23 protein-coding genes are annotated in these 23,204 nt (G+C 61.2%); 19 read left to right on the forward strand and 4 right to left on the reverse strand.

Annotated features, from left to right (window positions below; genetic code table 11):
• The first annotated feature begins 27 nt into the window (after positions 1–27).
• The 12 genes from AC0L27_RS07240 to AC0L27_RS07295 all read left to right on the forward strand — a co-directional run bounded on the left by AC0L27_RS07240 (position 28) and on the right by AC0L27_RS07295 (position 11,702).
• Positions 28–681 (forward strand): cytochrome c3 family protein, encoded by a 654-nt coding sequence (locus tag AC0L27_RS07240; RefSeq protein ID WP_473318324.1) that lies wholly within the window; start codon positions 28–30, stop codon positions 679–681.
• Positions 669–3,524, forward strand: coding sequence for a 4Fe-4S dicluster domain-containing protein (locus AC0L27_RS07245; protein WP_473318326.1), 2,856 nt, complete (start codon positions 669–671; stop codon positions 3,522–3,524). The genes AC0L27_RS07240 and AC0L27_RS07245 overlap by 13 nt, the downstream gene beginning before the upstream one ends.
• The gene (gene nrfD / locus AC0L27_RS07250) at positions 3,521–4,888 is read left to right on the forward strand and encodes an NrfD/PsrC family molybdoenzyme membrane anchor subunit (RefSeq protein ID WP_473318328.1); all 1,368 of its coding nucleotides are present in this window, start codon (positions 3,521–3,523) and stop codon (positions 4,886–4,888) included. Before AC0L27_RS07245 ends, nrfD begins: the two co-directional genes overlap by 4 nt.
• Positions 4,885–5,403, forward strand: coding sequence for a DUF3341 domain-containing protein (locus tag AC0L27_RS07255; protein ID WP_473318330.1), 519 nt, complete (start codon positions 4,885–4,887; stop codon positions 5,401–5,403). The genes nrfD and AC0L27_RS07255 overlap by 4 nt, the downstream gene beginning before the upstream one ends.
• Entirely contained in the window at positions 5,400–5,930 is a 531-nt protein-coding gene (locus AC0L27_RS07260; RefSeq protein ID WP_473318333.1) for a c-type cytochrome, read from the forward strand. Before AC0L27_RS07255 ends, AC0L27_RS07260 begins: the two co-directional genes overlap by 4 nt.
• Positions 5,931–6,112: 182 nt before the next feature.
• The gene (locus AC0L27_RS07265) at positions 6,113–6,997 is read left to right on the forward strand and encodes a hypothetical protein (protein WP_473318335.1); all 885 of its coding nucleotides are present in this window, start codon (positions 6,113–6,115) and stop codon (positions 6,995–6,997) included.
• Positions 6,987–7,391 carry a hypothetical protein gene (locus tag AC0L27_RS07270; RefSeq protein WP_473318337.1) on the forward strand — a complete coding sequence of 135 codons (405 nt, stop codon included), beginning with the start codon at positions 6,987–6,989 and terminating at the stop codon, positions 7,389–7,391. The genes AC0L27_RS07265 and AC0L27_RS07270 overlap by 11 nt, the downstream gene beginning before the upstream one ends.
• A gap of 17 nt (positions 7,392–7,408) precedes the next feature.
• Complete coding sequence (locus AC0L27_RS07275; RefSeq protein ID WP_473318339.1) at positions 7,409–8,161, forward strand: SCO family protein; 753 nt, start codon at positions 7,409–7,411, stop codon at positions 8,159–8,161.
• A complete protein-coding gene (gene coxB / locus AC0L27_RS07280) occupies positions 8,158–9,099 on the forward strand; it encodes a cytochrome c oxidase subunit II (protein ID WP_473318342.1) in 942 nt (313 codons plus the stop codon). Before AC0L27_RS07275 ends, coxB begins: the two co-directional genes overlap by 4 nt.
• Complete coding sequence (locus tag AC0L27_RS07285) at positions 9,092–10,765, forward strand: cytochrome c oxidase subunit I (RefSeq protein WP_473318345.1); 1,674 nt, start codon at positions 9,092–9,094, stop codon at positions 10,763–10,765. Before coxB ends, AC0L27_RS07285 begins: the two co-directional genes overlap by 8 nt.
• Positions 10,762–11,406, forward strand: a complete 645-nt coding sequence (locus AC0L27_RS07290) for a cytochrome c oxidase subunit 3 family protein (RefSeq protein ID WP_473318347.1) — start codon at positions 10,762–10,764, stop codon at positions 11,404–11,406. Before AC0L27_RS07285 ends, AC0L27_RS07290 begins: the two co-directional genes overlap by 4 nt.
• A 53-nt stretch (positions 11,407–11,459) precedes the next feature.
• Positions 11,460–11,702, forward strand: coding sequence for a cytochrome C oxidase subunit IV family protein (locus tag AC0L27_RS07295; RefSeq protein ID WP_473318349.1), 243 nt, complete (start codon positions 11,460–11,462; stop codon positions 11,700–11,702).
• A gap of 201 nt (positions 11,703–11,903) precedes the next feature.
• Here AC0L27_RS07295 and AC0L27_RS07300 read toward each other — a convergent pair whose 3' ends face one another.
• Positions 11,904–12,617, reverse strand: a complete 714-nt coding sequence (locus AC0L27_RS07300; RefSeq protein WP_473318352.1) for a PRC-barrel domain-containing protein — start codon at positions 12,615–12,617, stop codon at positions 11,904–11,906.
• A gap of 365 nt (positions 12,618–12,982) precedes the next feature.
• On the opposite strand from AC0L27_RS07300, the gene AC0L27_RS07305 reads away from it, so the two are divergent.
• Both AC0L27_RS07305 and cax read left to right on the forward strand, forming a co-directional pair.
• Positions 12,983–13,789: a Crp/Fnr family transcriptional regulator gene (locus tag AC0L27_RS07305; protein ID WP_473318353.1), complete on the forward strand. Its 807-nt coding sequence runs from the start codon at positions 12,983–12,985 to the stop codon at positions 13,787–13,789.
• Positions 13,790–14,161: 372 nt separating this feature from the next.
• Entirely contained in the window at positions 14,162–15,277 is a 1,116-nt protein-coding gene (gene cax, locus AC0L27_RS07310) for a calcium/proton exchanger (protein ID WP_473318355.1), read from the forward strand.
• 109 nt (positions 15,278–15,386) lie between these two features.
• Here cax and AC0L27_RS07315 read toward each other — a convergent pair whose 3' ends face one another.
• Positions 15,387–15,560, reverse strand: coding sequence for a DUF1328 domain-containing protein (locus AC0L27_RS07315; RefSeq protein ID WP_473318357.1), 174 nt, complete (start codon positions 15,558–15,560; stop codon positions 15,387–15,389).
• A 292-nt stretch (positions 15,561–15,852) separates the two neighbouring features.
• On the opposite strand from AC0L27_RS07315, the gene AC0L27_RS07320 reads away from it, so the two are divergent.
• Complete coding sequence (locus tag AC0L27_RS07320) at positions 15,853–16,230, forward strand: hypothetical protein (protein ID WP_473318359.1); 378 nt, start codon at positions 15,853–15,855, stop codon at positions 16,228–16,230.
• 39 nt (positions 16,231–16,269) lie between these two features.
• Here the strand turns inward: AC0L27_RS07320 and AC0L27_RS07325 are convergent, their stop codons facing one another.
• Positions 16,270–16,743 carry a response regulator gene (locus tag AC0L27_RS07325; protein WP_473318361.1) on the reverse strand — a complete coding sequence of 158 codons (474 nt, stop codon included), beginning with the start codon at positions 16,741–16,743 and terminating at the stop codon, positions 16,270–16,272.
• Positions 16,744–17,008: 265 nt separating this feature from the next.
• On the opposite strand from AC0L27_RS07325, the gene AC0L27_RS07330 reads away from it, so the two are divergent.
• The 3 genes from AC0L27_RS07330 to AC0L27_RS07340 all read left to right on the forward strand — a co-directional run bounded on the left by AC0L27_RS07330 (position 17,009) and on the right by AC0L27_RS07340 (position 19,588).
• On the forward strand, positions 17,009–17,293 hold the full coding sequence (locus AC0L27_RS07330) for a BA14K family protein (protein WP_473318693.1): 285 nt from the start codon (positions 17,009–17,011) through the stop codon (positions 17,291–17,293).
• Positions 17,294–17,366: 73 nt separating this feature from the next.
• Positions 17,367–18,119 (forward strand): PRC-barrel domain-containing protein, encoded by a 753-nt coding sequence (locus AC0L27_RS07335; RefSeq protein ID WP_473318363.1) that lies wholly within the window; start codon positions 17,367–17,369, stop codon positions 18,117–18,119.
• A gap of 86 nt (positions 18,120–18,205) precedes the next feature.
• The gene (locus tag AC0L27_RS07340) at positions 18,206–19,588 is read left to right on the forward strand and encodes a DUF2254 domain-containing protein (protein ID WP_473318364.1); all 1,383 of its coding nucleotides are present in this window, start codon (positions 18,206–18,208) and stop codon (positions 19,586–19,588) included.
• Here AC0L27_RS07340 and AC0L27_RS07345 read toward each other — a convergent pair.
• Positions 19,551–20,468 carry a YihY/virulence factor BrkB family protein gene (locus AC0L27_RS07345; RefSeq protein WP_473318366.1) on the reverse strand — a complete coding sequence of 306 codons (918 nt, stop codon included), beginning with the start codon at positions 20,466–20,468 and terminating at the stop codon, positions 19,551–19,553. The two genes, AC0L27_RS07340 and AC0L27_RS07345, sit on opposite strands and share 38 nt — an antisense overlap.
• 210 nt (positions 20,469–20,678) lie before the next feature.
• Here AC0L27_RS07345 and AC0L27_RS07350 point away from each other — a divergent pair, with 210 nt between their 5' ends.
• Positions 20,679–23,081 carry a membrane-bound PQQ-dependent dehydrogenase, glucose/quinate/shikimate family gene (locus tag AC0L27_RS07350; RefSeq protein ID WP_473318368.1) on the forward strand — a complete coding sequence of 801 codons (2,403 nt, stop codon included), beginning with the start codon at positions 20,679–20,681 and terminating at the stop codon, positions 23,079–23,081.
• The last annotated feature ends 123 nt before the right edge of the window (positions 23,082–23,204 follow it).

The raw sequence follows: 23,204 nt of genomic DNA on the forward strand, positions 1-23,204 counted from the left end.
GCGATGGCGCGGAAGGGGGGCCGATGAATGCAGCTTTTCCGCCCCGGCGCGAACACGATTGCGACGGTGATGATCGCGGCAATTGGAGCAGCGCCGGTGCTTGCAGTTGGGTTGTCCTATGAGGTGATGCGATCCCCTTACATCACCAACCAAAACGTCACGCGGAACCAGCCGGTGCCGTTCAGTCATGAGCATCACGTGTCGGGCCTCGGTCTCGACTGCCGCTACTGCCACACCTCTGTAGAGAAGGCGCGCTTTGCCGGCATCCCGCCGACCGAGACCTGCATGACCTGCCACTCCCAAATCTGGACCAATGCGCAAATGCTGGCGCCGGTGCGCGAGAGTCTGGCCAAAAACAAGCCGCTGGCTTGGCAGCGCGTCCACCGCCTCCCCGACTACGTCTATTTCGATCACTCGGTCCACGTCGCAAAAGGTGTCGGATGCACCACCTGTCATGGCGACGTCGGAGGCATGCCGCTGATGCGCCAGGCCGCGCCGCTGACGATGCAATGGTGTCTCGATTGCCACCGCTCTCCGGAACGTTACCTGCGTCCTCGCGAGGCGGTTTTCGATCCGAACTGGCAGACCCCGAAGAACCAGGCCGAGGTCGGGCCCAAGCTTGCCGCAGGCTATCACATCAACACAGGTCATTTGACGGACTGCACGATATGCCACCGCTGAAGGAATTGCCGACGCGGCCCGATCCTGCCGGGCGCAGCAAGCTCAATCGCCGTCAGGCGCTCAGCTTGCTGGCGACCGGCATGGCCGGTGGACTCGCGGCCTGCAGCAAACCCGACGAGCAGATCCTGCCTTATGTCAGGATGCCGGAGCGCATCGTTCCCGGCGAACCGCTGAAATTTGCGACGACGCTCGCGTTGGCGGGGATCGGTCGCGGCGTGATCGTGACTTCGATCGACGGCAGGCCGATCAAGGTGGAAGGCAACCCGCGTCATCCGGGCAGCCTGGGTGCCACCGACGTTTTCGCTGAAGCAGCCGTTCTTTCGCTTTACGATCCCGACCGCTCGCGCACGATCCTGCACGATGGCGCGATTGCGCCTCGCGAAGCGTTGAACCGAGCGCTGGTGACCGAACTCTCCGAGGCCCGCAGCAGCCAGGGTAAAGGCCTGCGCCTGCTGACCGGGCGCACCACCTCACCGACTCTGCTGCGCCAGATCGATGCCCTGCTTCAGGCGTTCCCGGCCGCATCGTGGCACGCGTACGATCCAACCGACGACGAGAACGCCCACCAAGGTGCGCAGCTCGCTTATGGCCGGCCCGTGTGCAGCATTGCGGATTTCGCAAAGGCCCGCGTGATCGTCGCGCTCGATGCCGATCCGCTCGGGCATGGCCCCGATCAGATTCGGATTGGCCGCGGTTACGCAACCGGCCGCGGCGACGCGAATGCCTTCTCGCGTCTCTATTGTCTTGAGAGCGCACTCACGCTCACCGGAGCAAAGGCGGACGAACGTCTGGCGCTTCGTCCCGAGGCAATCGAGCGGTTCGCAGCGATCCTCGCGCGGGAGTTCGGCGCGACGACCGGCGCAACCGATCTTCCAGAGCGCGAGCGCCTGCTGCTTCAGAAGATCACGGTCGACTTGAACTCGCACAAGGGTGAGGCGCTCGTCATCGCGGGCCCGGCAATGTCCAGGGAAGTCCACGCATTGGTGCATTGGATCAATGCCAAGCTCAATGCGCCCATTCGGCTAATCGATTCCATCGATCGTACGCCTTCCGGCAAGCAGGCGGGAACGCTCGAACAGCTCGCAGGCGATCTCGAAGCCGGACGCGTGCGTCAGCTCGTGATGATCGGCGCCAATCCCGCTTACGACGCACCAGCCGATTTGCGGTTCGAGGCGCGGGCGCAAAAAGCGACATTCCGCCTGCATATGGGCGAGTACGCGGACGAAACCGCGGCTATCGCCAACTGGCATGTCCCGCAGAGACATCGTCTCGAAACGTGGTCGGATCTGCGAGCCAGCGACGGGACGGCCAGCATCGTCCAGCCTCTGATCAAGCCGCTCTACGAGAGCTTCAGCGAGCACGAGCTTCTCGCCTGGCTGGGCGGTGAAGAGGACGCATGTTCTCACGAGCTGGTGCGGCAGACCTGGCAAGGCATGGCTTCTGCCGATTTCGAGGCGTGGTGGCGGCGCGTGCTGCACGACGGCCTCATTGCAGGAAGCGGTGCCACTGCTGTTTCGGCGGCTGCTGCGCTTCTGCCGCCGCTCGCGGACGCCGAGCCTCACGATCTGCGGGATGACGAGATCCGTCTAGTCCTGCGCCCTGATCCTTGCCTGTGGGAGGGCTCATACGCCAATAACGCATGGCTGCAGGAGTGTCCGAAGCCGCTCAGCAAGCAAGTCTGGGGCAATGCGCTGGCGCTGCATCCGGATGAGGCAACCCGCCTCGGTCTCACATCCGGGGACGTCGTTACGGTCGCCGCGAACGGCCGATCGATCGAGGTGCCCGTGCTGACTGACCCCGGGACGGCCATGGGCGTCGGCGCGCTCGCGCTTGGCGGGGGGCGGCAAAAGGCCGGCGCGATCGGCAACGGCGTCGGCGCCAGTGCCTACACCATCCGAACCTCCGATAATAGTTGGCGCCTTCCGCAAGTTGCGATCAAGCGGACAGGACGCCGGGAGCCGATTCTCACGACGCAGAACGTCGTTCGCACGCCAGAGGACGTCCGCGAGCTCTATCCACAATACCGGCTCGAGCAATCTCTGCCCCCGTCGGCAAATCCCGATCCTCCAAGCCTAATGCCCCCGGCCGTGAAGTCGGGCGACGGCCATGCCTGGGCGATGGTGATCGACACATCGGTTTGTATCGGTTGCAACGCCTGCGTGCTCTCTTGCCAGGCCGAGAACAACATTCCCGTGGTGGGGCCGGAGCAGGTGGCCATGGGACGCGACATGCACTGGATGCGCGTCGATGCCTATGATCATGGCGCGCCGGACAGCCCGCAACTCGGCTTTCAGCCCGTGCCGTGCATGCATTGCGAGCACGCGCCTTGCGAGCCTGTCTGCCCTGTCGCTGCATCCGTCCATGACAGCGAAGGCCTGAACGCGCAGGTCTACAATCGCTGTATCGGCACCCGCTTCTGCGAAGCGAACTGCCCTTACAAGGTTCGGCGCTTCAACTTCTTCGGTTATGCCGACGGTGAGGAATACGGTAATCTCGGCGCGGAATCCTATCGCGGCCAGAAGAACCCGGAGGTGACCGTACGTGCCCGCGGCGTCATGGAAAAATGCACCTATTGTGTCCAGCGTATCAGCGGCGCACGTCGCGCTTCGGAACGCGAGAACCGGCCGCTCGGTCCACACGAGGTGCAGACAGCGTGTCAGAACGCCTGCCCAACGCGCGCCATCAGCTTCGGAGACCTGAACCAGGCTGACGCAGAGATCAACCACAGGAAAGCCGACCCGCGCCACTATGCCTTGCTCGGCCACCTCGGCACGCGGCCGCGCACCACCTATCTTGCCGATGTGCGCAATCCCGCACCTTCGGAGCCGGAGGGACGGATATGAGCGAAGTTCTCCTTCCCCAGCATCCCCCGGCGCACCGCTGGATCTCGACCGCGCGGGCAGGAGACGCCGCAGTTACCCAGGCCGTGGCAGATCCGCTCTTCACCGGGTTCGGCAAAACATGGTGGCTGGCCCTGCTCATCACCCTGCCGTTCGTGCTCTGGCTGTTCGTTGCAATCGCGTGGCTGTTCTACCAGGGCATCGGCATCTGGGGCATCAACTCCACCATCGTCTGGGGAGTCGCGATCGCCAACTACGTCTGGTGGATCGGAATCGGCAATGCCGGCACATTGATCTCGGCGATGCTGCTGCTCACCCGGCAAAGATGGCGCGCCTCGATCAATCGCTTCGCGGAAGCCATGACGCTGTTTGCGGTTGCGATCGCCGGGCTGATGCCCATCGTTCACCTCGGTCGACCAATCTACGCCTATTGGCTCGCGCCATATCCGAACACCATGGCGCTTTGGCCGCAATGGCGCAGTGCCCTGGTGTGGGATTTCTGGGCCATCGTGAGCTACCTGCTGTTCTCCATTCTGTTCTGGTATGTCAGCCTGATCCCCGACCTCGCGACCATGCGCGACCGCACGCCCCGCCGTGCCGGCCAACTGCTCTACGGCGCATTTGCGCTGGGATGGCGCGGCTCGTCGCGCGAGTGGTCGCGGTTGCAGACACTGCATACCACGATGGCCGCCCTCGGCGTGCCTTTGGTCTGCTCGGTGCACTCGATCGTCGGTCTCGACTTCGCGGCGAGCCTGATGCCCGGTTGGCAGGAGAGCATCTTCCCACCCTACTTCGTCGTCGGCGCAATGTACTCCGGATTCGCGATGGTCGTGGTGCTGGCGGCGGCGATCCGCTGGGGCCTCAGCCTTCAGGCGATCATCACCCGCCGCCACTTCGAGGTGATGGCCCGTATCCTGCTGATGGCCTCCATCGTCATGTTCTATTCTTATGCGACGGAGTGGTTCATGGGCTGGTACGGCGGTGAGCATGCCGACCGTGAGGTGGTGCGCTTCGAGTTCACTGGGACCTATGCGCCGCTGTACTGGGCCTTGCTGGCCTGCAACTGCCTCACCCCGCAGTTGCTATGGTGGCCCTTCGCGCGACGGTCGCTGTTCATTCTGATTCCTGTTGCTATCGCGATCAACATAGGAATGTGGCTCGAGCGCATCCTCATCGTCTGGAACACGCTTTCGCATGGTTACATGCCGTCCATGTGGCGGACGTTTCACTTCACGTTCTGGGACTGGAGCTTTCTTGTCGCGCCGCTCGGCCTTTTCGCCTTTCTGTTTTTGATCTTCATGAGGCTCGTCCCGAGCATATCAATGTTCGACGTGCGCGAGCTCGCCCATCAAGAGGCCGCGGCATGACGGCCAAGCTTGTGGCGGAATTCCTCGACGGTGAAGCGCTGAAGGCGGCCCTAGAGCGCGTGCGTACGGCGGGACACGCCGCACTCGAAGCCTTCGCGCCGTATCCGATCGAAGGGCTCGCCGAACAGCTTGGGCAGGGCCGATCCGCAATTCGCGGTGTGATGCTCGCCGGCGGCCTCGGAGCTGCAGCATTCGCTTTCGCACTGCAATGGTACAGCGCGGTGATCGACTATCCCATCAACAGCGGCGGCCGGCCACTGAACTCCTGGCAGGTGTTCCTGCTGGTGCCGTTTGAGGTCGGTGTCCTCGCGGCCGCGCTCGTCGGCGCCATCACCTTTTTCTGGTCGTGCCGCCTGCCTCGTCTCCACGATGCAATGTTCGAGATTCCGGGCTTCGAACGCGCAACGCAGGATCGCTACTTCCTGCTGACCGCTTCTGACGGCGACCCGAACGAGCTGAGGACGGTCCTCCGCGACGCCGGCGCCGTCGCGGTCACGGAGCTGCGCACGCCATGACCGCCCGCGCGCTGCCGTGGCTGCTGTTGCTATCATCGGCGCTCGCCGGCTGTGGTGATCATTCCATGTCTCAGCAGAATCGCTACGGCACGTTCTCGAAGGCTGCGCTGTTCAAGGATGGCACCGAAGCCCAGGCCTTACCGCAAGGGGTCGTTGCACAGGGCGATCTCGACCGTTTGCAGCAGATCACCAAGCCGCCTGCGGTCGACATGGCGCTGCTGGCCCGCGGCCGCGAGCGCTACGATATCTATTGCTCCCCGTGTCACGGGTTCTCCGGCCACGGCGATGGCATGATCGTGCAGCGTGGCTTTCCCGCACCCCCGTCCTACCATTCCGCCCGCCTCCGCTCGGCCGATGCTCAACACTTCTTCGACGTGATCACTCATGGCTACGGCGTGATGTATTCCTACGCTGCGCGCGTCGAGCCGCGCGACCGCTGGGCGATCATCGCCTATATCCGCGCGCTGCAGCAGTCGCAACACGCCGACGTCGCCGACGTCCCGGAGCTGAGGAGCAAGCTGCCGTGACCGCCGTGCTCCGCCGCCCTGCCCTGAGAGCAATCGCGACGCCGCGAATTGCAGCGGGCCTCGTGTTGATCTTGCTCGCATCTGGCCTCGTGCTCGCGGCCGGGAGACTTGGCCCCTATCCGAGCCTGCTCCAGGGCTGGCTCTTGGGATTTGCGATCTGGAGCTGCGCCCCCATCGGCAGCATGACGCTGCTGCTGGTTCATCGCTTGACCGGCGGCCGCTGGGGCTTTGCCGCCGGACCGGTGCTGCAACTCCTCGCAGTCATGGTGCCCCTCGTCGCCATCGCATTCATCCCCGTTCTCGCCGGACTGACTGACATCTACCCCTGGGCCGCGGATGCCAGCCAGATCAAGCCCGACATTGCGCGCTGGTACCTCGGCCAGCCGTGGTTTGTCCTGCGTGCCGTGATCGCATTGATCGGATGGTCCGTGCTCGGAGTGACTTTCGGTCTTCGACTAGGTGGACGGCTACTGGCCGCGCTCGGACTTGCGTTCTTCGGGCTTACCATCAGCATGGTTGCGGTCGATTGGTTCCTCTCCGTCGAACCGCATTACGTTTCCACCGCCTTCGCCTCCATGATTGCAATACAGCAGCTGCTCGCCGCGCTGGCCGTTGTCGCCGTGCTTGCAACGTCGAACGTCGATGGCAAAGCGCTGAGCGATGTCGGCAGCCTTTTGATCGCAACGCTGCTGGGCGTCGTCTACCTCGAATACATGACATATGTGGTGGCCTGGTACGGCGATCTACCTCACAAGGCCGAGTGGTTCCTGAGGCGCAGCACGGACGTATGGACGAACATTCTGCTCGTGGCATTCGTCACCGGAGCCGTGCTTCCGTTTGCGATGTTGCTGTTGGAGGACGTGCGCCGCAGCCCTGCCGGCTTGCGCATCGTCGGCTTGTTGCTGTTCTTCGGCATTATCATGCACTTCGCTTGGCTCCTGGTGCCGGCATTTTCCGCGCAAGTTCATGTTGCACTCACCGCTCTCGGCGCCCTCCTCACCTTGACCGTTGCTTCGGTCCTCTTTGGGCAGGGCACCGCATCCGCAGAGGTGCGCCATGCCGAATGAGGAGATGGGCAGCCGCGCGCTGCCAGAAACGGCCGGCATAGACAACCGCGCCGTTCTCGCCATCGTCGGCGGCTTCTTGCTCTTCGTGGGCGCCGCGATTGCGGGAATTCTGCTGTTCCTGAATAGCGAGGCGCCGGGCGCATTCACGCCGCGCGCAGAAAACCGGTTTCCCTCGCCCGAGCTCCAGACCTCTCCGGAGGCCGACCTGACCCGGTTCGAGGCCGCGCAGCGTGCCAGGCTCACCGCTTATGCCTGGGTCGATCGCGACCACAACATCGCCCGCATCCCAATCGATCAGGCGATGCAGCTGGTCGCAGGACGGGACCAGCACGCCTACGACGCCCTTCGACCCGCACCCGCACCTCCGCCAGGTGCGAGCGGAGGAAGTCCATGAGGCGGTCCATCTTCATCATGGCCCTTGCGCTCTGGCCGGGGCTCGCGCATGCCGGTTTGACCGAGGACCAGATCGGGCGCGTCGGGTTCGATCCCCCTCAGGGCGCCCGCGTTCCGTTATCCCTGCAGTTTAGGGCCGTCGGCGGTTACACCGTCACCCTTCGCGATGCGATCGACGGACGTCCGACCCTGCTCCTTCCAGCGGACTTCACCTGCAAGCAGATTTGCGGGCCTGCGCTGACGATCGCAAGTTCGGCGCTGCAGCAGTCCGGGTTTATCGCAGGACGCGACTACAGCCTCGTCGTTGTCGGCATCGATCCGCGCGACACCATTGACGACGCCCACCGCTTTACCCAGGGACAGATCGGGGGCACGGGAACATCGGTCCTGACAGGATCGCAGGAGACTGTTGCCGCGCTGCTCGGTGCAATCGGATACCATACCGAAACCGACGACAAGCATGACGCGATTGCGCATCCGGCAGCCTTCGTCACGCTCGCGCCCGACGGACGGGTCGTCCGCGCGCTTTCCAGCCTCGCACTGCAGCCCGGTGACCTTCGCCTCGCTCTGTTGGATGCCGGTGACGGGCGGATCGGTGGACTCTCCGGACGCATCGCACTGCTGTGCTATGGATTTGACGCGGTACACGGAATCTACACCCGCAGGATCACAACGGTCCTGCAGATTTTCGGAGCATCCACGGTTGCCATCATGGCCGCCCTCGTCGGGCTGATGCTGGTTCGCAGCAGGCGTCGGGGAGCCTCGGCATGAATTCGTTATTCAGGCTGCCGGAAGCGAGCACACACGCCGTCACGGTTGATCACATCTTCTATCTTCTGCTCTTCCTTTCCGGGGCGACCGTGGTCCTCGTCTTTGGGCTCATCCTGCTGTTTGCCGTTCGATATCGGCGCGGATCTCCCGCCAAGCGCGGCCCGATGCCTGAGATTCTCAGCCGCGAGTTCGAAATCGGTTGGACGGTCGCGACGTTGCTGACGTTCGCCTTCCTATTCTGGTGGGCATCTTCCGCTGACCTCAGCAGCCTTGCCGCGCCCACGGGCGCACTTGAAATCCACGTCATCGCCAAGCAGTGGATGTGGAAGACGCAACATCCGAACGGCGCGCGTGAGATCAATGCCCTTCACGTGCCGCTGGATAAGCCCGTCCATCTCCTGATGAGCTCGCAGGACGTGATCCATTCCTTCTTCGTTCCGGCGTTTCGGGTCAAGAAGGACGTGCTGCCTGGCCGCGACACCGACATCTGGTTTCAGGCGAGCAAAACCGGCACCTTTCCACTGCTCTGCGCTGAGTATTGCGGCACGAACCATTCCATGATGCGCGGCAGGATCGTGGTCATGCGGCAAGATGACTATGCCAAATGGCTGGTCCAGCAGCCGGAGGGCGACGATCTTGCCCATGAGGGCGCCAGGCTGTTCGTGTCGCAAGGATGCTCGGGCTGCCACGCCGTCTCCTCGAACGTCCACGCGCCGCGCCTGACGGGTCTCTACGGCCGCGCGGTGCAGCTGGCGGATGGACGCACCGTTTCCGCGGACGATGCCTACATCCGCGATTCGATGCTGCAGCCGAACCGCGACGTCGTGGCCGGCTTTGAGCCGATCATGCCGAGCTTCAAAGGGCTGCTCGACGAGGGAGAGATCCAGAGCCTGACCGCCTACATCCGCTCGCTCAGGGAGGAGCAGCAAAATGACTGACGCCCTGCTCGCCGGGGAGCTGCCGCTTCCGCCACGCCCCGATTATCTCCGCCACGGCTCGACGATCTCGTCCTGGCTTGCCACGACCGACCACAAGCGCATTGCAATCCTCTACGCGATCACCATTACGTTCTTCTTTTTCATGGGAGGAGCCGCAATCACCGCCGTTCGGCTCGAGCTGTTCCAGCCGAACGGATGGCTGTTGACGTCGGACACTTACAACAAGCTGTTCTCGTTCCACGGGATCATCATGGTCTGGTTCTTCCTGGTGCCGTCGATCCCGAACACGTTCGGCAATTTCCTGCTGCCGCTGATGATCGGCGCGCCCGATGTCGCGTTTCCGCGCCTCAATCTTTTCAGCTGGTATTTGACCGTCGCTGCCGGCGCTTTCACCGTTTATGCCCTCGTCGCCGGAGGCGTCGACACCGGCTGGACGTTCTATACGCCTTATTCGTCAATGTTCTCCAACAGCCACGTCTTCGCGGCTGCTGCCGGCGTGTTCGTGGTCGGCTTTGCCAGCATCGCCACGGGAGTGAACTTCATCGCGACCACCCATATGCTTCGTGCTCCCGGCATGACCTGGTTCCGGCTGCCGCTGTTCGTCTGGGCGATTTACGCGACGTCGCTGATCATGGTGCTTGCCACGCCGGTGCTCGCCATCTCGCTCCTGCTCGTGATCGCGGAGCGCGTGCTGGGCTTGCCGATCTTCGATCCGGCTCGCGGCGGCGATCCGATCCTGTTCCAGCACCTGTTCTGGTTCTACTCGCACCCGGCGGTTTACATCATGGTGCTGCCAGCAATGGGCGTCGTGTCCGAAATCATCCCGTGCTTCGCGAGGCGGCGCATTTTCGGATACGATTTCATGGTCTATGCCATGCTTGCGATTGCGGGCGTCGGGTTCTTCGTCTGGGGCCACCACATGTTCGTCTCCGGACAGTCGGCGCTGGCCAGCCTCGTGTTCTCGTTCCTGTCCTTCATCATCGCCGTGCCGTCGGCAATCAAAGTTTTCAACTGGACGGCTTCGCTGTATCGCGGCCAGATCAGCTTCGAATCGCCGATGCTGTATGCGCTTGGCTTCGTCGGTCTGTTTACGACCGGCGGGCTCTCCGGGCTGTTCCTCGCCTCGATCCCGGTGGATATCCATGTCACCGACACCTACTTCGTCGTCGCGCACTTCCACTACATCATGGTGGGCGGCTCCGTATCCGCCTTCTTCGCCGGGCTTCACTTCTGGTGGCCCAAGGTTACGGGCAAGCTCTATCCGGAGAGCTGGGCAAAGTTCGCGGCCATCCTGATGTATGCCGGCTTCAATATGACGTTCCTGCCGCAATTCTTTGCCGGGTACCTCGGCATGCCGCGCCGCTATCATACCTATCCGGCGGAGTTTCAGATCTACAATGTCATGTCGTCTGCCGGAGCAGCGGTCCTCGCCATCGCCTACTTGTTGCCTCTCGGATATCTCACCTGGTCCCTGTTCTACGGCGGAAACGCCGCGAAGAACCCTTGGGGTGCGACAGGCCTGGAGTGGGCCACGGGTTCTCCGCCTCCCCCGAAGAATTTTGACAGGCAGCCCCGCGTAGATCGCGGGCCGTATGACTACCACGCCGAAGGCATGTCGGCTGGAACTGATCCCCCCGAAATGCAAAACGCAAGAGAAACGCGATGAGCGACGAAAGCGCATTGCTGAGAGAACCCTGGTCGGATTTCGGCCGGCAGCGCGAGGCAGGCAAGTTCGGAATCTGGGTCTTCCTCGCCAGCGAGACGTTGTTCTTTGGGGCGCTGATGCTGACTTACACGGTTTGTCGAATCGAGCATCCACAGGCGTTCGCTGCAGCCGGGAGGGAGACGAATATCTGGTACGGCACGATCAATACCGCCGTGCTGTTGACGAGCAGCCTCACCATGGCCATGGCTTCGCAAGCGTCCGAAGCGTCTGCGCGACTGCGACGGCTCGTCCTCGCGTGCCTGATGCTCACGGCGATGCTCGGGCTCTTGTTCATCGTCATCAAGGGATTCGAATACAAGGAGGACATCGATAAGCAGCTTGTACCGGGAACCGGGTTTGCATTGTCTCAGCCGGGAGCGCAGCTGTTTTATGGATTTTATTGGCTGGTCACGGGTGTCCACGCGATCCACCTTTCCATCGGGATTGCTCTCGTGAGCCGCTTGTTGTGGGTGCTGCTCCGGCGCGAACTTCCGGCGAAAGACAATCCCGAGATCGAGGTTACAGCCCTCTACTGGCATCTGGTCGATATCGTATGGATCTTCCTCTATCCGCTGATCTATTTGCCGGGGCGCGCATCATGAACAGGCAAGGTGAGTCAGGCGATGTTGTGCGCCAATTATGGGCGAGGAACCTCTTGATCTGGGCAGCGCTCCTCGCGCTCCTCGTGCTCAGCCTCGTCGCCGCCTATGTTCCCATGGGCCGAATGACAACAGCCGGCGGCATCATCATTGCAGGGGTGAAATCGACCCTGGTCGTGCTGCTCTTCATGGAACTCGCCTCAGCAAAGCCCCTGATCCGGATCGCGGCGATCTCGGGGCTCGTTTTCCTGATCGCGATGTTCGCATTGACCTTCGCTGATGTTCTCGCACGAATCTAACGCGCGGGAGCACCGACCTTTCGGTACCTTTTGCCACCCCGCATGCACTGAAGCGTTCTGATGCAGCCACCTTCGAACGCAAGCTTGGGAGAGGAGAACTTTCGCTGCGCTCAAAGACGTGACTGCATCAGTTCGCTCGTGAAGCCGCGCGCCTCTCTCATGAGGCACACCGCCGGGGACCATTAGGCGGACGTTGGTTGTTCACGAGCTCTGAAACTCCTTCATATTGAGCCGCAGACCGGCTTTGTTTGCTTGCTCCGGTGTGACGTAAGGCAGACCATAATAGCTTAGCTTCGGGCTCCACCGCCCCGTTTGACCCGGGTACGGAAAGGCATACGTCCCTCCGCCAACGGACGCCTCGCGGGATATCACAACGGCCGCGAGCTTTCCCCCGCTGTCGAAAACGAGATCGGAGACATAGCCATAGCCTTGGCCTGCCTGCAGCCGCGCATAGTCTCCGATGACCTTGGAGACCGAGAATTCGTGCGGCTCTGCTTGCGCCTGATCAGGGTCAACGAAGAGGCCGTATTCTCGCGACCTCAAATCGGAAAAGTCGGCCACGATAGCTCCTTCATGAAGCGGGCGCAGCACCCGGTTGAAGGGAATTCGGGACATGAACTCCGGCTCATCCTTCGTTCTGAAGCCTTCGACGAGCACAGAAGCAATCTGCCCGTCGTCGGCCAAGATCACGTTCCGGACGGCTCCCAAATACTCACCTTTCAGAGAGAAAACCGCGCTCCCAAGCAGTCGCGAGGCACGGTATCCATTATAGACCGTGTTGGCGAACTGCTGGGACTGCGCCGACTGTTCCGTCGCAGCCTGCGTCGCCGTCTCTGCCCATGCGGGACCCAATAGAACGGAGGTCGAGATCGTAGCTACGGCAATTGCGAGGGTGATCCTGCTCCTTACGCCCATTCAGTGCTCCTGCGATCCGTCGTGCCAACATTACCATTGATCGTATAATTGTTTCCGAGGCGCGAAGTTCTGGCCGGCCGTCAAGCGATCGGTCCGCTGCCGTGCCAAGGAGAAAGTGCAGCGACAAATCGGGCACCCGGCCCTTGGGAAACGCACCGCAGATCCACGCGTGCACATCCAGGCAGTGCTATCGAATGCCTCGGCCGACGAACTTCATTCGTTGCTCGCACCAGAGGCAAGCTCTCGATCCAGGCCTTAAGGACCAGGTCAGGTTTCTCCTGACGAGCCTTCACCTTCAGCCCGACTGTGAGGGGGCCGGCGCCCGCCCCACATATTGGTGAATAGCCGTTCCAAGGAGACGCGAAATGTTGAGCAACGAACTCGAAAACGTCGTGCCGACGCACAGTCCGACGCCATCTCTCCAACGGTCACGAGAGTGCGATCAGACGCCGCACGCGCACCACGCAAATAACGACCTGGTCCGTCGCCTCCCCCACTCATCACGCCGCCGGCTGGTCGAGCTCTGCGACGAGGTAACACTCAGACCGAGACAAATGCTCCAGGAGCGCAATCTACCATTGCACTATGCCTATTTTCTGGAACATGGCGCGGCCTCGCTGACCGCCAAGGCCGGAGACTGCCTCCCCGTCGAGATACAGACTGTTGGAGCGAAGGATTTCATCGGCATCCCCCTGATCCTTGGCATGCGCGTTTCCCCTCACCGTTGCATGGTTCAGGTTCCGGGGAGAGCCTTGCGCATCGAGGCCGATGCTTTGATCGAGCTGGTGAGAGGGGATGTCGAGATCCAAAAGCTGTTGCTGCGCTACGTACAGGCCATTCTGATCCAAAGCTCGCAGCTGGCTGCATGTAACTCGCGTCACAGCCTGCAACAACGATTGGCTCGGTGGCTGCTCGTTGCAGAGGATAAATTGTTCTCCCGCGAAATCCCGCTCACGCATCGGTGCATGGCACAGGCCCTTGGAGTTCGGCGCGCAGGCATCACCTCGACAATGGGCGAAATGGAAGCGCGAGGCATCATCAAGCGAGGCCGCGCTCAGGTCGAGATTCTGGATCAGTCGCAACTCGAGCAATTGTCCTGCAATTGTTATCGCGTGATTTTATCTGCACATGAGAATTCTCTCAACGCAACCAACACTCGGCGAAGTGATTGAAAACGGCGACGAGCTTGCTTACGCGATCACTGGCCTATGCGCCGGGCGTGTGCTGCTGGCCGACGTTGGCGGTATACCGTACCCCGTCGTCGTGCTTACTCAGGTGCGTTATAGCTACGCCATGTGTACAGAGTTCCTTTGCTTAAACGGCTGAGGGGCCCGCGCGCCGAAATGTGCTCGCCTTGTCCGGTTGCGTACCGAGTTCAGACCGGCGCAGCGAACGCTGCGTGTCTTACCTCGTTAGTCATCGCACGCTGCCCGGGAATGACGAGGAGCTTTGCCTGCAGAAGCCACGCTCCGCCGGAGCCGGGTGTTGCCGGATCTGCGCCCGCTAAATCCGTAGCGAGCCTCGCGGGATAGCCAGGAGCCAGCTTGCCGAATTCCAACGTCTCCAATGCAACGACTATCTTTGGGCAGTACGGTACCTTCGCGCGCGTTGCGCCGCTGTTGTTCGTTTTGCTCACCCCGATGGGGGAGTATGTCTTTCACCTGTCTCCGATCTGGATATTCGGATCCGGTGTTTTCGCAATAGCTGTACTCGCCGAATGGATTCGCGTAGCAACTGACCAGCTCTCCTCCCACACCGGGCCCGCTGTAGGCGGTCTCCTGACCGTCAGTCTTGGAAGCTTGGCCGAGCTCATTCTTGCACTGTTTGTTCTCGCGCGCGGCCATGTCGAGGTGGTCCATGCCCAGATCACCGGGTCTATAGCGGCGACCTGCTTGCTGGGGCTGGGTCTGGCCATCGTCGCCGGCGGGTTCAATCGCGAGCGCCAAAGCTTCACCCAAGCGCGCGCTGGGTTGTTGTCGAGCATGCTCGTTCTGTCGGTTATCGCTCTCATTCTGCCCGCAGTGTTCGACTACACGGGCCGCAGCATCCGTCATGTCAATAACGTGAATGCGTCTGACGAGCTGCTTAGCCTCGCTGTGTCGGTGGTGCTGCTACTTCTCTACTCCGGAAACCTTGTCTTTACTCTCATTACCCACCGGAATGTCTTCGCGACCAATGAGGAGGCTTCTGCTAAATCGGCGTGGTCGGCAACCACATGCTTGATCGTGTTACTGGCATGCACCTGCGCGGCGGCCCTGCAGAGCGAATTTGTCTCCGACGCTCTGACGGAAACGGCCACATCAACGGGTGTGACACCACTCTTTCTTGGCGTCGTCGTGCTTGCTCTTGTGGGCACCAGCTCGGACATTTTTGCGGCCGTTTGGTTCGCTCGGCGCGATAGGATGGGACTTGTGATGACGCTCTGCATTGGTTCCGCTATTCAGATTGCGCTGGTTGTTGCTCCCCTTCTCGTCATTTTCTCCTGGGTGATCGGGAAGCCGATGACCCTTGTCTTCCAAAACCCCGTCGATCTCTTTTCAATCGCCGGCACTGCGTTCATCGTGAATGCCATCACCAGAGACGCCGAGACCACCTGGTTCGAGGGCGTACTGCTAATTGGAGTTTACGTCGTGTTGGCACTTGCATACTACTTTTCTTGAAGTGCAACGCCGAGATAGGCTCAACATCAGCACCGTTCTAGCTCCAAAGTAGCTTGGTGTTGACCGATTAGAGCCGCCGCCGGACTTGCTAAGCGCCCGTTGATTAGCGCTAAAGAATCACCTCCCCCGCAAAGAAGGCGAGGAGCACGAGCATCAGAAAAATCGCAACGGCTGCGAAAAACAGCCACTTGGCAATAGTGGATGCACCAGCAGCGATTCCGCTGAACCCGAGCAATCCGGCTACGATCGATATCACAAAGAAGATCAACGCCCACTTCAGCATGCCAAGCTCCTACGTTCTTCATTACAATTGAGGTATGCACAAGTCCGATCGGAATTGCCCCTTCGAAGGTGCTCTCCGACTTTCCTGGCGACAATCGCTCTGGCCATTCGGCGTTCCGATAAGAACGTTTTATGCCCGGCAGATGGTCGGTGCGGCTGCGTACTCGCTGCGCCAGACGCCGAGCGAATTGGAATGTTGGTTCACGACCGGACAGTCATCAGGTCCCAACGTCTCTTCGATCAGTGGATGCGACTTATCTCCGTCTTAACTGCACTAAGCGAGGCACTCCCAAATGCACTTTCGTTCTGATTGCGTCCTTTTTCCCTGGCTGGCCCTCGCCACCGCACTCGTGCTCGGCCAGGCTACCCCAGCTGCCGCACTCGAATGCCCCGTTTACCATCCGAGCGATACCGACGCCGCGATCAAGGAAACGAGAGCTCAAACGGAGAGCTTCTCCGCACTGCTTGCGGCGGGCGGCGATCGTGCGACACACAGCATTGTCAACAGCGTACGCATGGCTCATCCGAATGCGTCGGCAGCAGAGATCACCAATTTTGTGTTGACCCTCTACTGCCCTCTGGTGCGACACAACGCAGCTTTGTCCGAAGATCAGAAGCGAGCGCGCCTCAAGGCATTTTCGGCTGAGCTCATGAAGGAAGCCTCGCGGTAAGCGTTGCTGCCGCAACGATGCCGACGCCTGTGGCGGCGTCTACGGAGCAACGCCGTACCGGTCCCGCAGCGAGCCGTGCACAAGCGCATGGCGACACAAGCGACCAACCACGTCGCGAGTCGGAATCGGCTTTTCAACCACGTACCGGCCAAATCGGGTGGGTATGACTTCGCGGCTATATCCCGTGTAAATCAGAAAGGGGATACTTCTGTTCAAAAGGAGATCTGCGAATCCAAACGAGGCCTGCCCGCGCAGGTCGACGTCGAGAAGCGCCGCGTCGATAGCTGCGCTACCCACTGCATCGAAAGCAGGGCTTAGCTCGGCAAATGGGCCAATTGGTTCATGACCAAGGCGCCGGATCTCGACCGCGAGATCGTCGGCGATGAAGTATTCGTCTTCGATTATAGCTATTCGCATTGAGCACAGTGACCTTGCGGCAGGCCCCACGAGGTTTTCGCTTATCGTATCGATGATGCCGCGGCGATCAACCCGGAGCCGGATTGTAGAGGGCATAAGTGGGTCCGCTGCCGCACGGGGCCAATAGTGCTTTAACGGGAGCGTTGCTCCTGCTGAACGAAGCAGGTGCGCCCATCGGGGTACACATATGTACCAACTGTCGCTGCAACGACACCGCAGCTCGCGCATTTCCTTTAGGCAATGAAGACGAGGAGATGAGTTTATGAAAACAAGCAGATGGCACGTCGCGGTGGCCGTATTGGCGTTCGCGATTCCGGTCGGAACTACTGCGCAAGCCGCACCGATGTTGGCCGCGAGCGGGATGAGTAAAAACGACGCAAGCCTGGTGGAAGTTCAATGGAGGCATGACCGCCACCATGGTTGGCATCGTCATCAGTGGCGTGACGCATACCGGCACCGCTATAGCCGCGGCTGGGGTCCAGCGTTAGGTGGCTTCGTGGCAGGTGCGGCGATTGGAAGCGCCGTAGCCAACAGCCGGGCGCAAGCTGCCGAGAACAACGCCTACTGCTCCCAGCGATACAAGTCCTACGACCCAAGCTCGGGGACTTACATGGGCTACGACGGCGTCCGGCATCCATGCCCCTGAACGAGACGGCGTTCTGGCGCGAGCCGCTAGGAGCGCCATCAACTTTTGACACTCGAGCAAAGGAGATCCATGCATGAAAGGGACTTCATCCTTGGCGGCGGCAGCTCTTGTCGGCGCAACATCGCTTGCGATGGCACAAACCGCTCCGCAAGCTACCGGTCCTGTGGACCATGGCGCCGTGCAGAACTCGAGCCGCAATCAGTCGGCCGACCAACGCGCTGAAAACAGCACGACAAACAAGGGGGGCAGCAAGGGCGACGCGGTCCAGTCCGACGCTGGTCAGGCGAGCGTTCGGCAGCAGATGGTCAACGACCTGCAACAGGCAGGTTTCACCGACGTCAAGGTGCGGCCGCAGTCGTTCCTGGTGGAGGCCAGAGATCGGTCAGGCAATCCGGTGACAATGTTCGTCGGTCCAAACACGTTCGCCGAGGTGAAAACGGTCGGGGCTAACGCGCAGACGTCGTCTTCGAATACGAACTCATCCAGCAACAGCGCCAATGCTACTTCGGATCGCCCGGGCGGAGCCTTCACCTCGGTGCCGCCGAAGGACGGCCTGAGCTCGCAGTTGATGGGTCTGCAGGTGTACAACAACGCCAAACAGGACATTGGCACGATCAAGGACGTCGCGCTGAACGAGAACGGCATCGACGGCTATATCCTCTCGGTGGGAGGGTTCCTGGGCATTGGCGACCACTACGTCGCAGTGCGGCCTTCGGCAATCAATCTGAAGTTCGATCATGCGGCAAACAAGTGGACCGCGAGCATGGACACGACGGCCGACCAATTGAAGTCGGCGCCTGAATTCAAGTACCCCAGCAAAGGGTAATCTTCTGAGGTGGAGCGGTTCGGCGGAACCGCTCCAGCCTCCCGGCCGTTGGTTCCAGGTGTTCGACTCGGTCATGCGGCTCAAATATGCTCGCCCGCGCTGAAAAACTGCTGGTTGACCTTGGCGAGACATTCTGGCTGGTGCCTATGCTCATGGTGCTTTCCAGCCTGATCGGCGCCTTCACTCTCGTTCATATTGACCAGAGCAACCCGGTCTCTCTCTCGAATCTAAAGGGTTGGCTGTACGACGGCGGCGCGACCGGAGCTCGCACCCTACTCGGTACCGTAGCCGGCGCGACGATCGGCGTCGCGGGGACCGTGTTCTCTATTACCATTGCCGCGTTGTCTCTCGCTGCGGGCCAGATGGGGCCGCGGCTGCTGCGTAATTTCACGCGCGATCGCGGCAATCAATTCACGCTGGGGATGCTGCTCGGCACTTTCTGTTACGCTCTCGTCGTGCTGAGAAGCGTCCGGACAGAGCCGGAAGGCGGCTTCGTCCCTCATCTATCATTGAGTGTTGGAATTCTGCTCGCATTGGCTTGCGTGGCGATGCTCGTCTACTTCGTCGGTCACGTCGCCGGCCGGATCAACGTTGAAACTGTCGTCGAACTCGTCAGTGAAGACCTCCGCAGCGCTATGCGCCAGCTAACCGTCCAGGATCCGCAGCCGAAGCCTCCGCCGGCTGAGTACTGGATCGGCTCCCTGCCCCTGAAGGACTCGCGGCGCGGTTATCTGCAGCATCTGGACGAAGAGGGCCTGGCCACCTGGGCGGCCAAGCATAGAGCCACCATTCGGCTGTTGATCGGCCCCGGCGACTATGTTTTTCCGGGGGCGACCGTCGCTCTGGTTAGTCCTCCCGTCGACGGTGCCGAAGCGGCTATCCGGAATGCGACGGCGCTGGGCGCAACAAGCAGCATTTCTTCCGATCTGCGCTTCGCCGTTCGGCAGCTCGTTGAAGTCGCTGTGAGGGCGCTTTCGCCCGGCATCAACGATCCACATACCGCCCTCTCGGTCCTGGATCGACTGGGCGCGGCGCTGTGCGACGTTGTGCCCCTGCATCTGCCATCAGGAGTGTCGATCAGAGGAAGTCGGCCGGTTTTGGTGGTGCCGCATGTGCAATACGATCAATTGCTCGGGACGATGTTCCATATGATCCGCCAAAGCGCAGGCGCCCAACCCGCAATATCGATTCGGATGATTGAGGTGATGGCTCAGGTCGCAAGCTGCGAGCGCGATGCCACCCGCCTCTCGGCGCTCTCCCACCACGCGGATCTCGTCCTTGCGGACGCTCGTCGCCTGATTGCCGCTCGCAGCGACAGAGAGGATGTCGAACGCCGGCATCAGCTATTTGCTCTGATGGTGCGGGCAGGTCCAATGGGTCGATTCACCGAACAGGTTTTGCCTCTGCCGGGCGCCAATGATCCGCCAAACGCTATCGCTGAGACAGCCGCCTTCCGATCTCAGCGTTGAGTTCGGCGCCCGCCAGGATGGAATAGGCCGCGACCCAGAGCCATGTCATCAACACGGCAACTGCGCCGAGCGATCCGTAGGTCTTTTGATAGGCGGCGAACGTGTTCACATACGTTGAGAATGCGTATGAACCCGCAATCAAACCGGTTGTTGCGAGGAGGCCGCCGGCCGACGCAAGGTCCCATCTCGGCTCGGACCTGTTGGGGGCATAGCGATAAAGCAAAGCGACAATCGCGATGATCATGCACACGAGCAGCGGCCACCGTATCAACATTGCCGCAGCCTGCCAGCCGGTTGGAATTGGCAGGTAGCTGAGCAGGAGGGGAATCACGGCAATCAGGATCACGGCGCCGCCGGCGAGGACGATCAACGCCACGGTCAACGACAGAGCGATAGCGTTGAAGAGAACGAGCCCACGCTCGTCGGAGACCGCGTAAGTGACGTTTAAGGCGGTCATGAGCGTCCCGGTCGCGTAGCGCGCACTCCAGATCGATATCCCTACACTGACCATCAGCCCGACGCCGAAGGGCGGATGCGTGCCCTGCTCTAGCACTCTCAATCGTTCTGAAATGAGCGCGGTCGCCTCACCCGGCAGGATGACCTGGAGCGCATTGAGCTGTCTCACGATGTCATTCGTGTCGGCGACTAGTCCGTAGAGTGACACCAGCGCGGCAATAGCGGGGAAAATCGAGAGAAAGGAATAGAAGGCGACGGCGGCAGACAAGATCGAAATGTTGTGGTCGCTCAGCTTGGCCCAAACGGCGATAGCGACGGAGACGAACCTGCGAAGAGGTTCGAAGCTGCTGCTGCTTACCCCCTCAACTTTGCGGTTTGCTTTTCCACTCACGTTGATTTCTAGCCCGTCTTCATGAGAGGACACGAAAACCTTCGACTGCAGCTGACGTTCCCATGCCCATGATCGAGAGACGAATTGCCCATCTTTACGGGCTGCCGAGGGTCTCTTGAGCTCACCGCTTGCCGAGCCAAAGGCCCTTGGTGGTCCGGAAGCGTACCTGCAAATGTGGGAACCAAAGCGGCGGACGCACTCTTGGATCTGGAGCAAAGCATCAATCTATGACGAGTAACTGGTATGGCTCAGACGTATCGCGCAGCAGATTGGGCGGCATTCACCCTTGGCGGAGTCATGGTTCTGATCGGCCTCGTGCTGGGGGCCGGCGGTGCTTGGCTGCTTTGGTTGGGAGGCTCCTTCTATTATCTGCCCAGCGGAATCGTCCTGATCGTCTCGGGTCTCCTGTTGGCCCGCCGGCGCGTTGAAGGCGCATGGCTTTACGTTCTTCTCTTCCTGCTCACCCTCGCCTGGGCGTTCTGGGAAGTTGACGCCAACGGTTGGGCGCTGGTGCCCCGGACTGTCGGACCGGCCATTTTGCTGATCGCCGTCCTGGCGCTCACGCCGAAGCTTCGCCCCATTCGCCACCAGTATGAAGCTGCGGCTACAATCGCTGCCGGGCTTGTACTGCTGGTAGCCACAACTGTGTTGATGACCGGAGCTTTTCGGCCGGCAAGCGCCGCTCCTCGCGTAATGCCATCGCCGACCGTCGCGATGACCGATCCTTCGCCTCTGAAGACAGGCGCAGATTGGCCCGCCTATGGCGGCAGTTACAGTGCGCGGCGCTATTCGCCACTCGAGGAGATCAACTCGACGAACGTAGCCAAGCTCACCAAAGTCTGGATCTTTCATACCGGCGACTTGCCTACCAAGAACACAAAGGGCACATTCGGCGCAGAGAACACCCCGCTCAAGGTGGGGGATAACCTCTATGTTTGCACGCCCAAGAACATCGTTATCGCGGTGGACGCCAAGACCGGCAAGCAGATCTGGCGATTTGACCCGCGCGTCCCGGACGAGTTCATTCCGTACACCGCGGCCTGCAGAGGCCTTGCATATTACGAACTGTCCAATGCCGATCAGGGCGCGGCTTGTGCCAGCCGCATCATCGAAGGTACCCTGGACGCACGCCTGATCGCAATCGATGCGAAGACCGGCACGCGCTGCGAGGCATTCGGATATGACGGTCAGGTCGACACCGCGACGGGCATCGGCCGGCACGATCCCGGCATGTTCGCGATTACCTCGGCGCCCACGATTGTTCGCGGCGTCATCGTCATCGGGCACGAAGTGCTCGACGGACAAAAGCGGGACGCGCCCTCGGGTGTGATTCAGGGATACGACGCACAAACGGGCGCGTTGCGTTGGGCCTGGGACATGGTCAAGCCGGATACAAACGCGCCGCCGCCGGTTGGACAAACCTATACCAGGGGCACGCCCAACATGTGGACGACCGCCTCCGGCGACGAGGAGCTGGGACTCGTCTATCTGCCGCTTGGGGTTTCGGCCGTGGACTACTGGAGCAGCAGCCGCTCGGACCGCGAGAAAGAGTTCGCAACATCGCTGGTCGCGCTAGATGCTATGACCGGCAAGCCCGCCTGGCATTTCCAGACCGTCCACAATGACGTATGGGACTACGATCTCGGCTCTCAAGCGACGCTGGTCGACTTCCCGACGGACAAAGGCGCGCCGGTGCCGGCGCTGGTGCTGCCGAGCAAGCGCGGCGACATTTTTGTTCTCGACCGCCGCACTGGCAAGCCGCTCGTCGGCGTCGAAGAGAGGCCGGTCCCGCAAGGCGGCGTAGAGCCTGCGCAGCGCGCAAAGACGCAGCCATTCTCGCTTTATCACACCTTGCGAAAGGCCGATCTCACCGAGCAGGACATGTGGGGCATGTCGCCCATCGACCAAATGATCTGCCGTATCCAGTTTCGTCAGGCGAGCTACAAGGGCATCTTCACGCCACCCACGGCCAGCCCGCACTGGATTGAATATCCAGGCTACAATGGCGGCTCCGATTGGGGCGGCATCGCCATCGATCCCGTACGCGACATCATCGTTGCCAACTACAACGACATGCCGAACTATAATCGGCTGGTGCCGCGCGACGAGGCCAATCGTCTTGGTTGGGCGCCGCGGGACCAGGCGCGCGGCGAAATCGGCGGGCAGGAAGGCGCCGGGGATCCGCAGCTCGGTTCCCCATATGCGATCAACGTCAATGCCGGCTGGCGGCTGCCGGGCACCGGATTGTTGTGCAAGCAGCCGCCCTATGGCGGAATTCGCGCTATCGATCTGAAGACCGGCAGGACGCTGTGGGATCGTCCGTTGGGTGAAGCCCGGACGAACGGCCCGTTCGGGATCCCGTCGATGCTGCCGATCAGAATCGGGACGCCAAATAATGGCGGTGCTGTCGTGACCGCCGGCGGCCTGATCTTCATCGCAGCGACGACTGACAATCTGATCCGTGCCATCGACATCAAGACCGGAAAAACCATCTGGAAGGACGTGCTTCCTGCCGGCGGCCAGGCCACGCCGATCAGCTATGAGGCCGACGGCCGCCAGTACATCGTGATCATGGCCGGCGGTCATCATTTCATGGAGACGCCGATCGGCGATTCCTTGGTGGCTTACGCTTTGCCGGCAAAATAGATGTCATCGAGACCCCGACCGGTGTGCCTTCAACTCGCTGATCCGAGAAGGTCTCATCAACTCGCCAGCATCGCAATAAAGAAGCGTCTGCCGATCTAGCCCATTCGGATATTCCCGTCGCCC

The sequence above is a fragment of the Bradyrhizobium sp. Ken51 genome (assembly GCF_055807435.1).

Excerpts from the sequence above, each read along its gene's own strand:
- AC0L27_RS07240 (WP_473318324.1), top strand. The coding sequence starts at position 28 with ATGCAGCTTTTCCGCCCCGGCGCGAACACGATTGCGACGGTGATGATC.
- AC0L27_RS07245 (WP_473318326.1), top strand. The coding sequence starts at position 669 with ATGCCACCGCTGAAGGAATTGCCGACGCGGCCCGATCCTGCCGGGCGC.
- nrfD (WP_473318328.1), top strand. The coding sequence starts at position 3,521 with ATGAGCGAAGTTCTCCTTCCCCAGCATCCCCCGGCGCACCGCTGGATC.
- AC0L27_RS07255 (WP_473318330.1), top strand. The coding sequence starts at position 4,885 with ATGACGGCCAAGCTTGTGGCGGAATTCCTCGACGGTGAAGCGCTGAAG.
- AC0L27_RS07260 (WP_473318333.1), top strand. The coding sequence starts at position 5,400 with ATGACCGCCCGCGCGCTGCCGTGGCTGCTGTTGCTATCATCGGCGCTC.
- AC0L27_RS07265 (WP_473318335.1), top strand. The coding sequence starts at position 6,113 with ATGACGCTGCTGCTGGTTCATCGCTTGACCGGCGGCCGCTGGGGCTTT.
- AC0L27_RS07270 (WP_473318337.1), top strand. The coding sequence starts at position 6,987 with ATGCCGAATGAGGAGATGGGCAGCCGCGCGCTGCCAGAAACGGCCGGC.
- AC0L27_RS07275 (WP_473318339.1), top strand. The coding sequence starts at position 7,409 with ATGGCCCTTGCGCTCTGGCCGGGGCTCGCGCATGCCGGTTTGACCGAG.
- coxB (WP_473318342.1), top strand. The coding sequence starts at position 8,158 with ATGAATTCGTTATTCAGGCTGCCGGAAGCGAGCACACACGCCGTCACG.
- AC0L27_RS07285 (WP_473318345.1), top strand. The coding sequence starts at position 9,092 with ATGACTGACGCCCTGCTCGCCGGGGAGCTGCCGCTTCCGCCACGCCCC.
- AC0L27_RS07290 (WP_473318347.1), top strand. The coding sequence starts at position 10,762 with ATGAGCGACGAAAGCGCATTGCTGAGAGAACCCTGGTCGGATTTCGGC.
- AC0L27_RS07300 (WP_473318352.1), bottom strand. The coding sequence starts at position 12,617 with ATGGGCGTAAGGAGCAGGATCACCCTCGCAATTGCCGTAGCTACGATC.
- AC0L27_RS07305 (WP_473318353.1), top strand. The coding sequence starts at position 12,983 with ATGTTGAGCAACGAACTCGAAAACGTCGTGCCGACGCACAGTCCGACG.
- AC0L27_RS07315 (WP_473318357.1), bottom strand. The coding sequence starts at position 15,560 with ATGCTGAAGTGGGCGTTGATCTTCTTTGTGATATCGATCGTAGCCGGA.
- AC0L27_RS07320 (WP_473318359.1), top strand. The coding sequence starts at position 15,853 with ATGCACTTTCGTTCTGATTGCGTCCTTTTTCCCTGGCTGGCCCTCGCC.
- AC0L27_RS07325 (WP_473318361.1), bottom strand. The coding sequence starts at position 16,743 with ATGCCCTCTACAATCCGGCTCCGGGTTGATCGCCGCGGCATCATCGAT.
- AC0L27_RS07330 (WP_473318693.1), top strand. The coding sequence starts at position 17,009 with ATGAGTAAAAACGACGCAAGCCTGGTGGAAGTTCAATGGAGGCATGAC.
- AC0L27_RS07335 (WP_473318363.1), top strand. The coding sequence starts at position 17,367 with ATGAAAGGGACTTCATCCTTGGCGGCGGCAGCTCTTGTCGGCGCAACA.
- AC0L27_RS07340 (WP_473318364.1), top strand. The coding sequence starts at position 18,206 with ATGCTCGCCCGCGCTGAAAAACTGCTGGTTGACCTTGGCGAGACATTC.
- AC0L27_RS07350 (WP_473318368.1), top strand. The coding sequence starts at position 20,679 with ATGGCTCAGACGTATCGCGCAGCAGATTGGGCGGCATTCACCCTTGGC.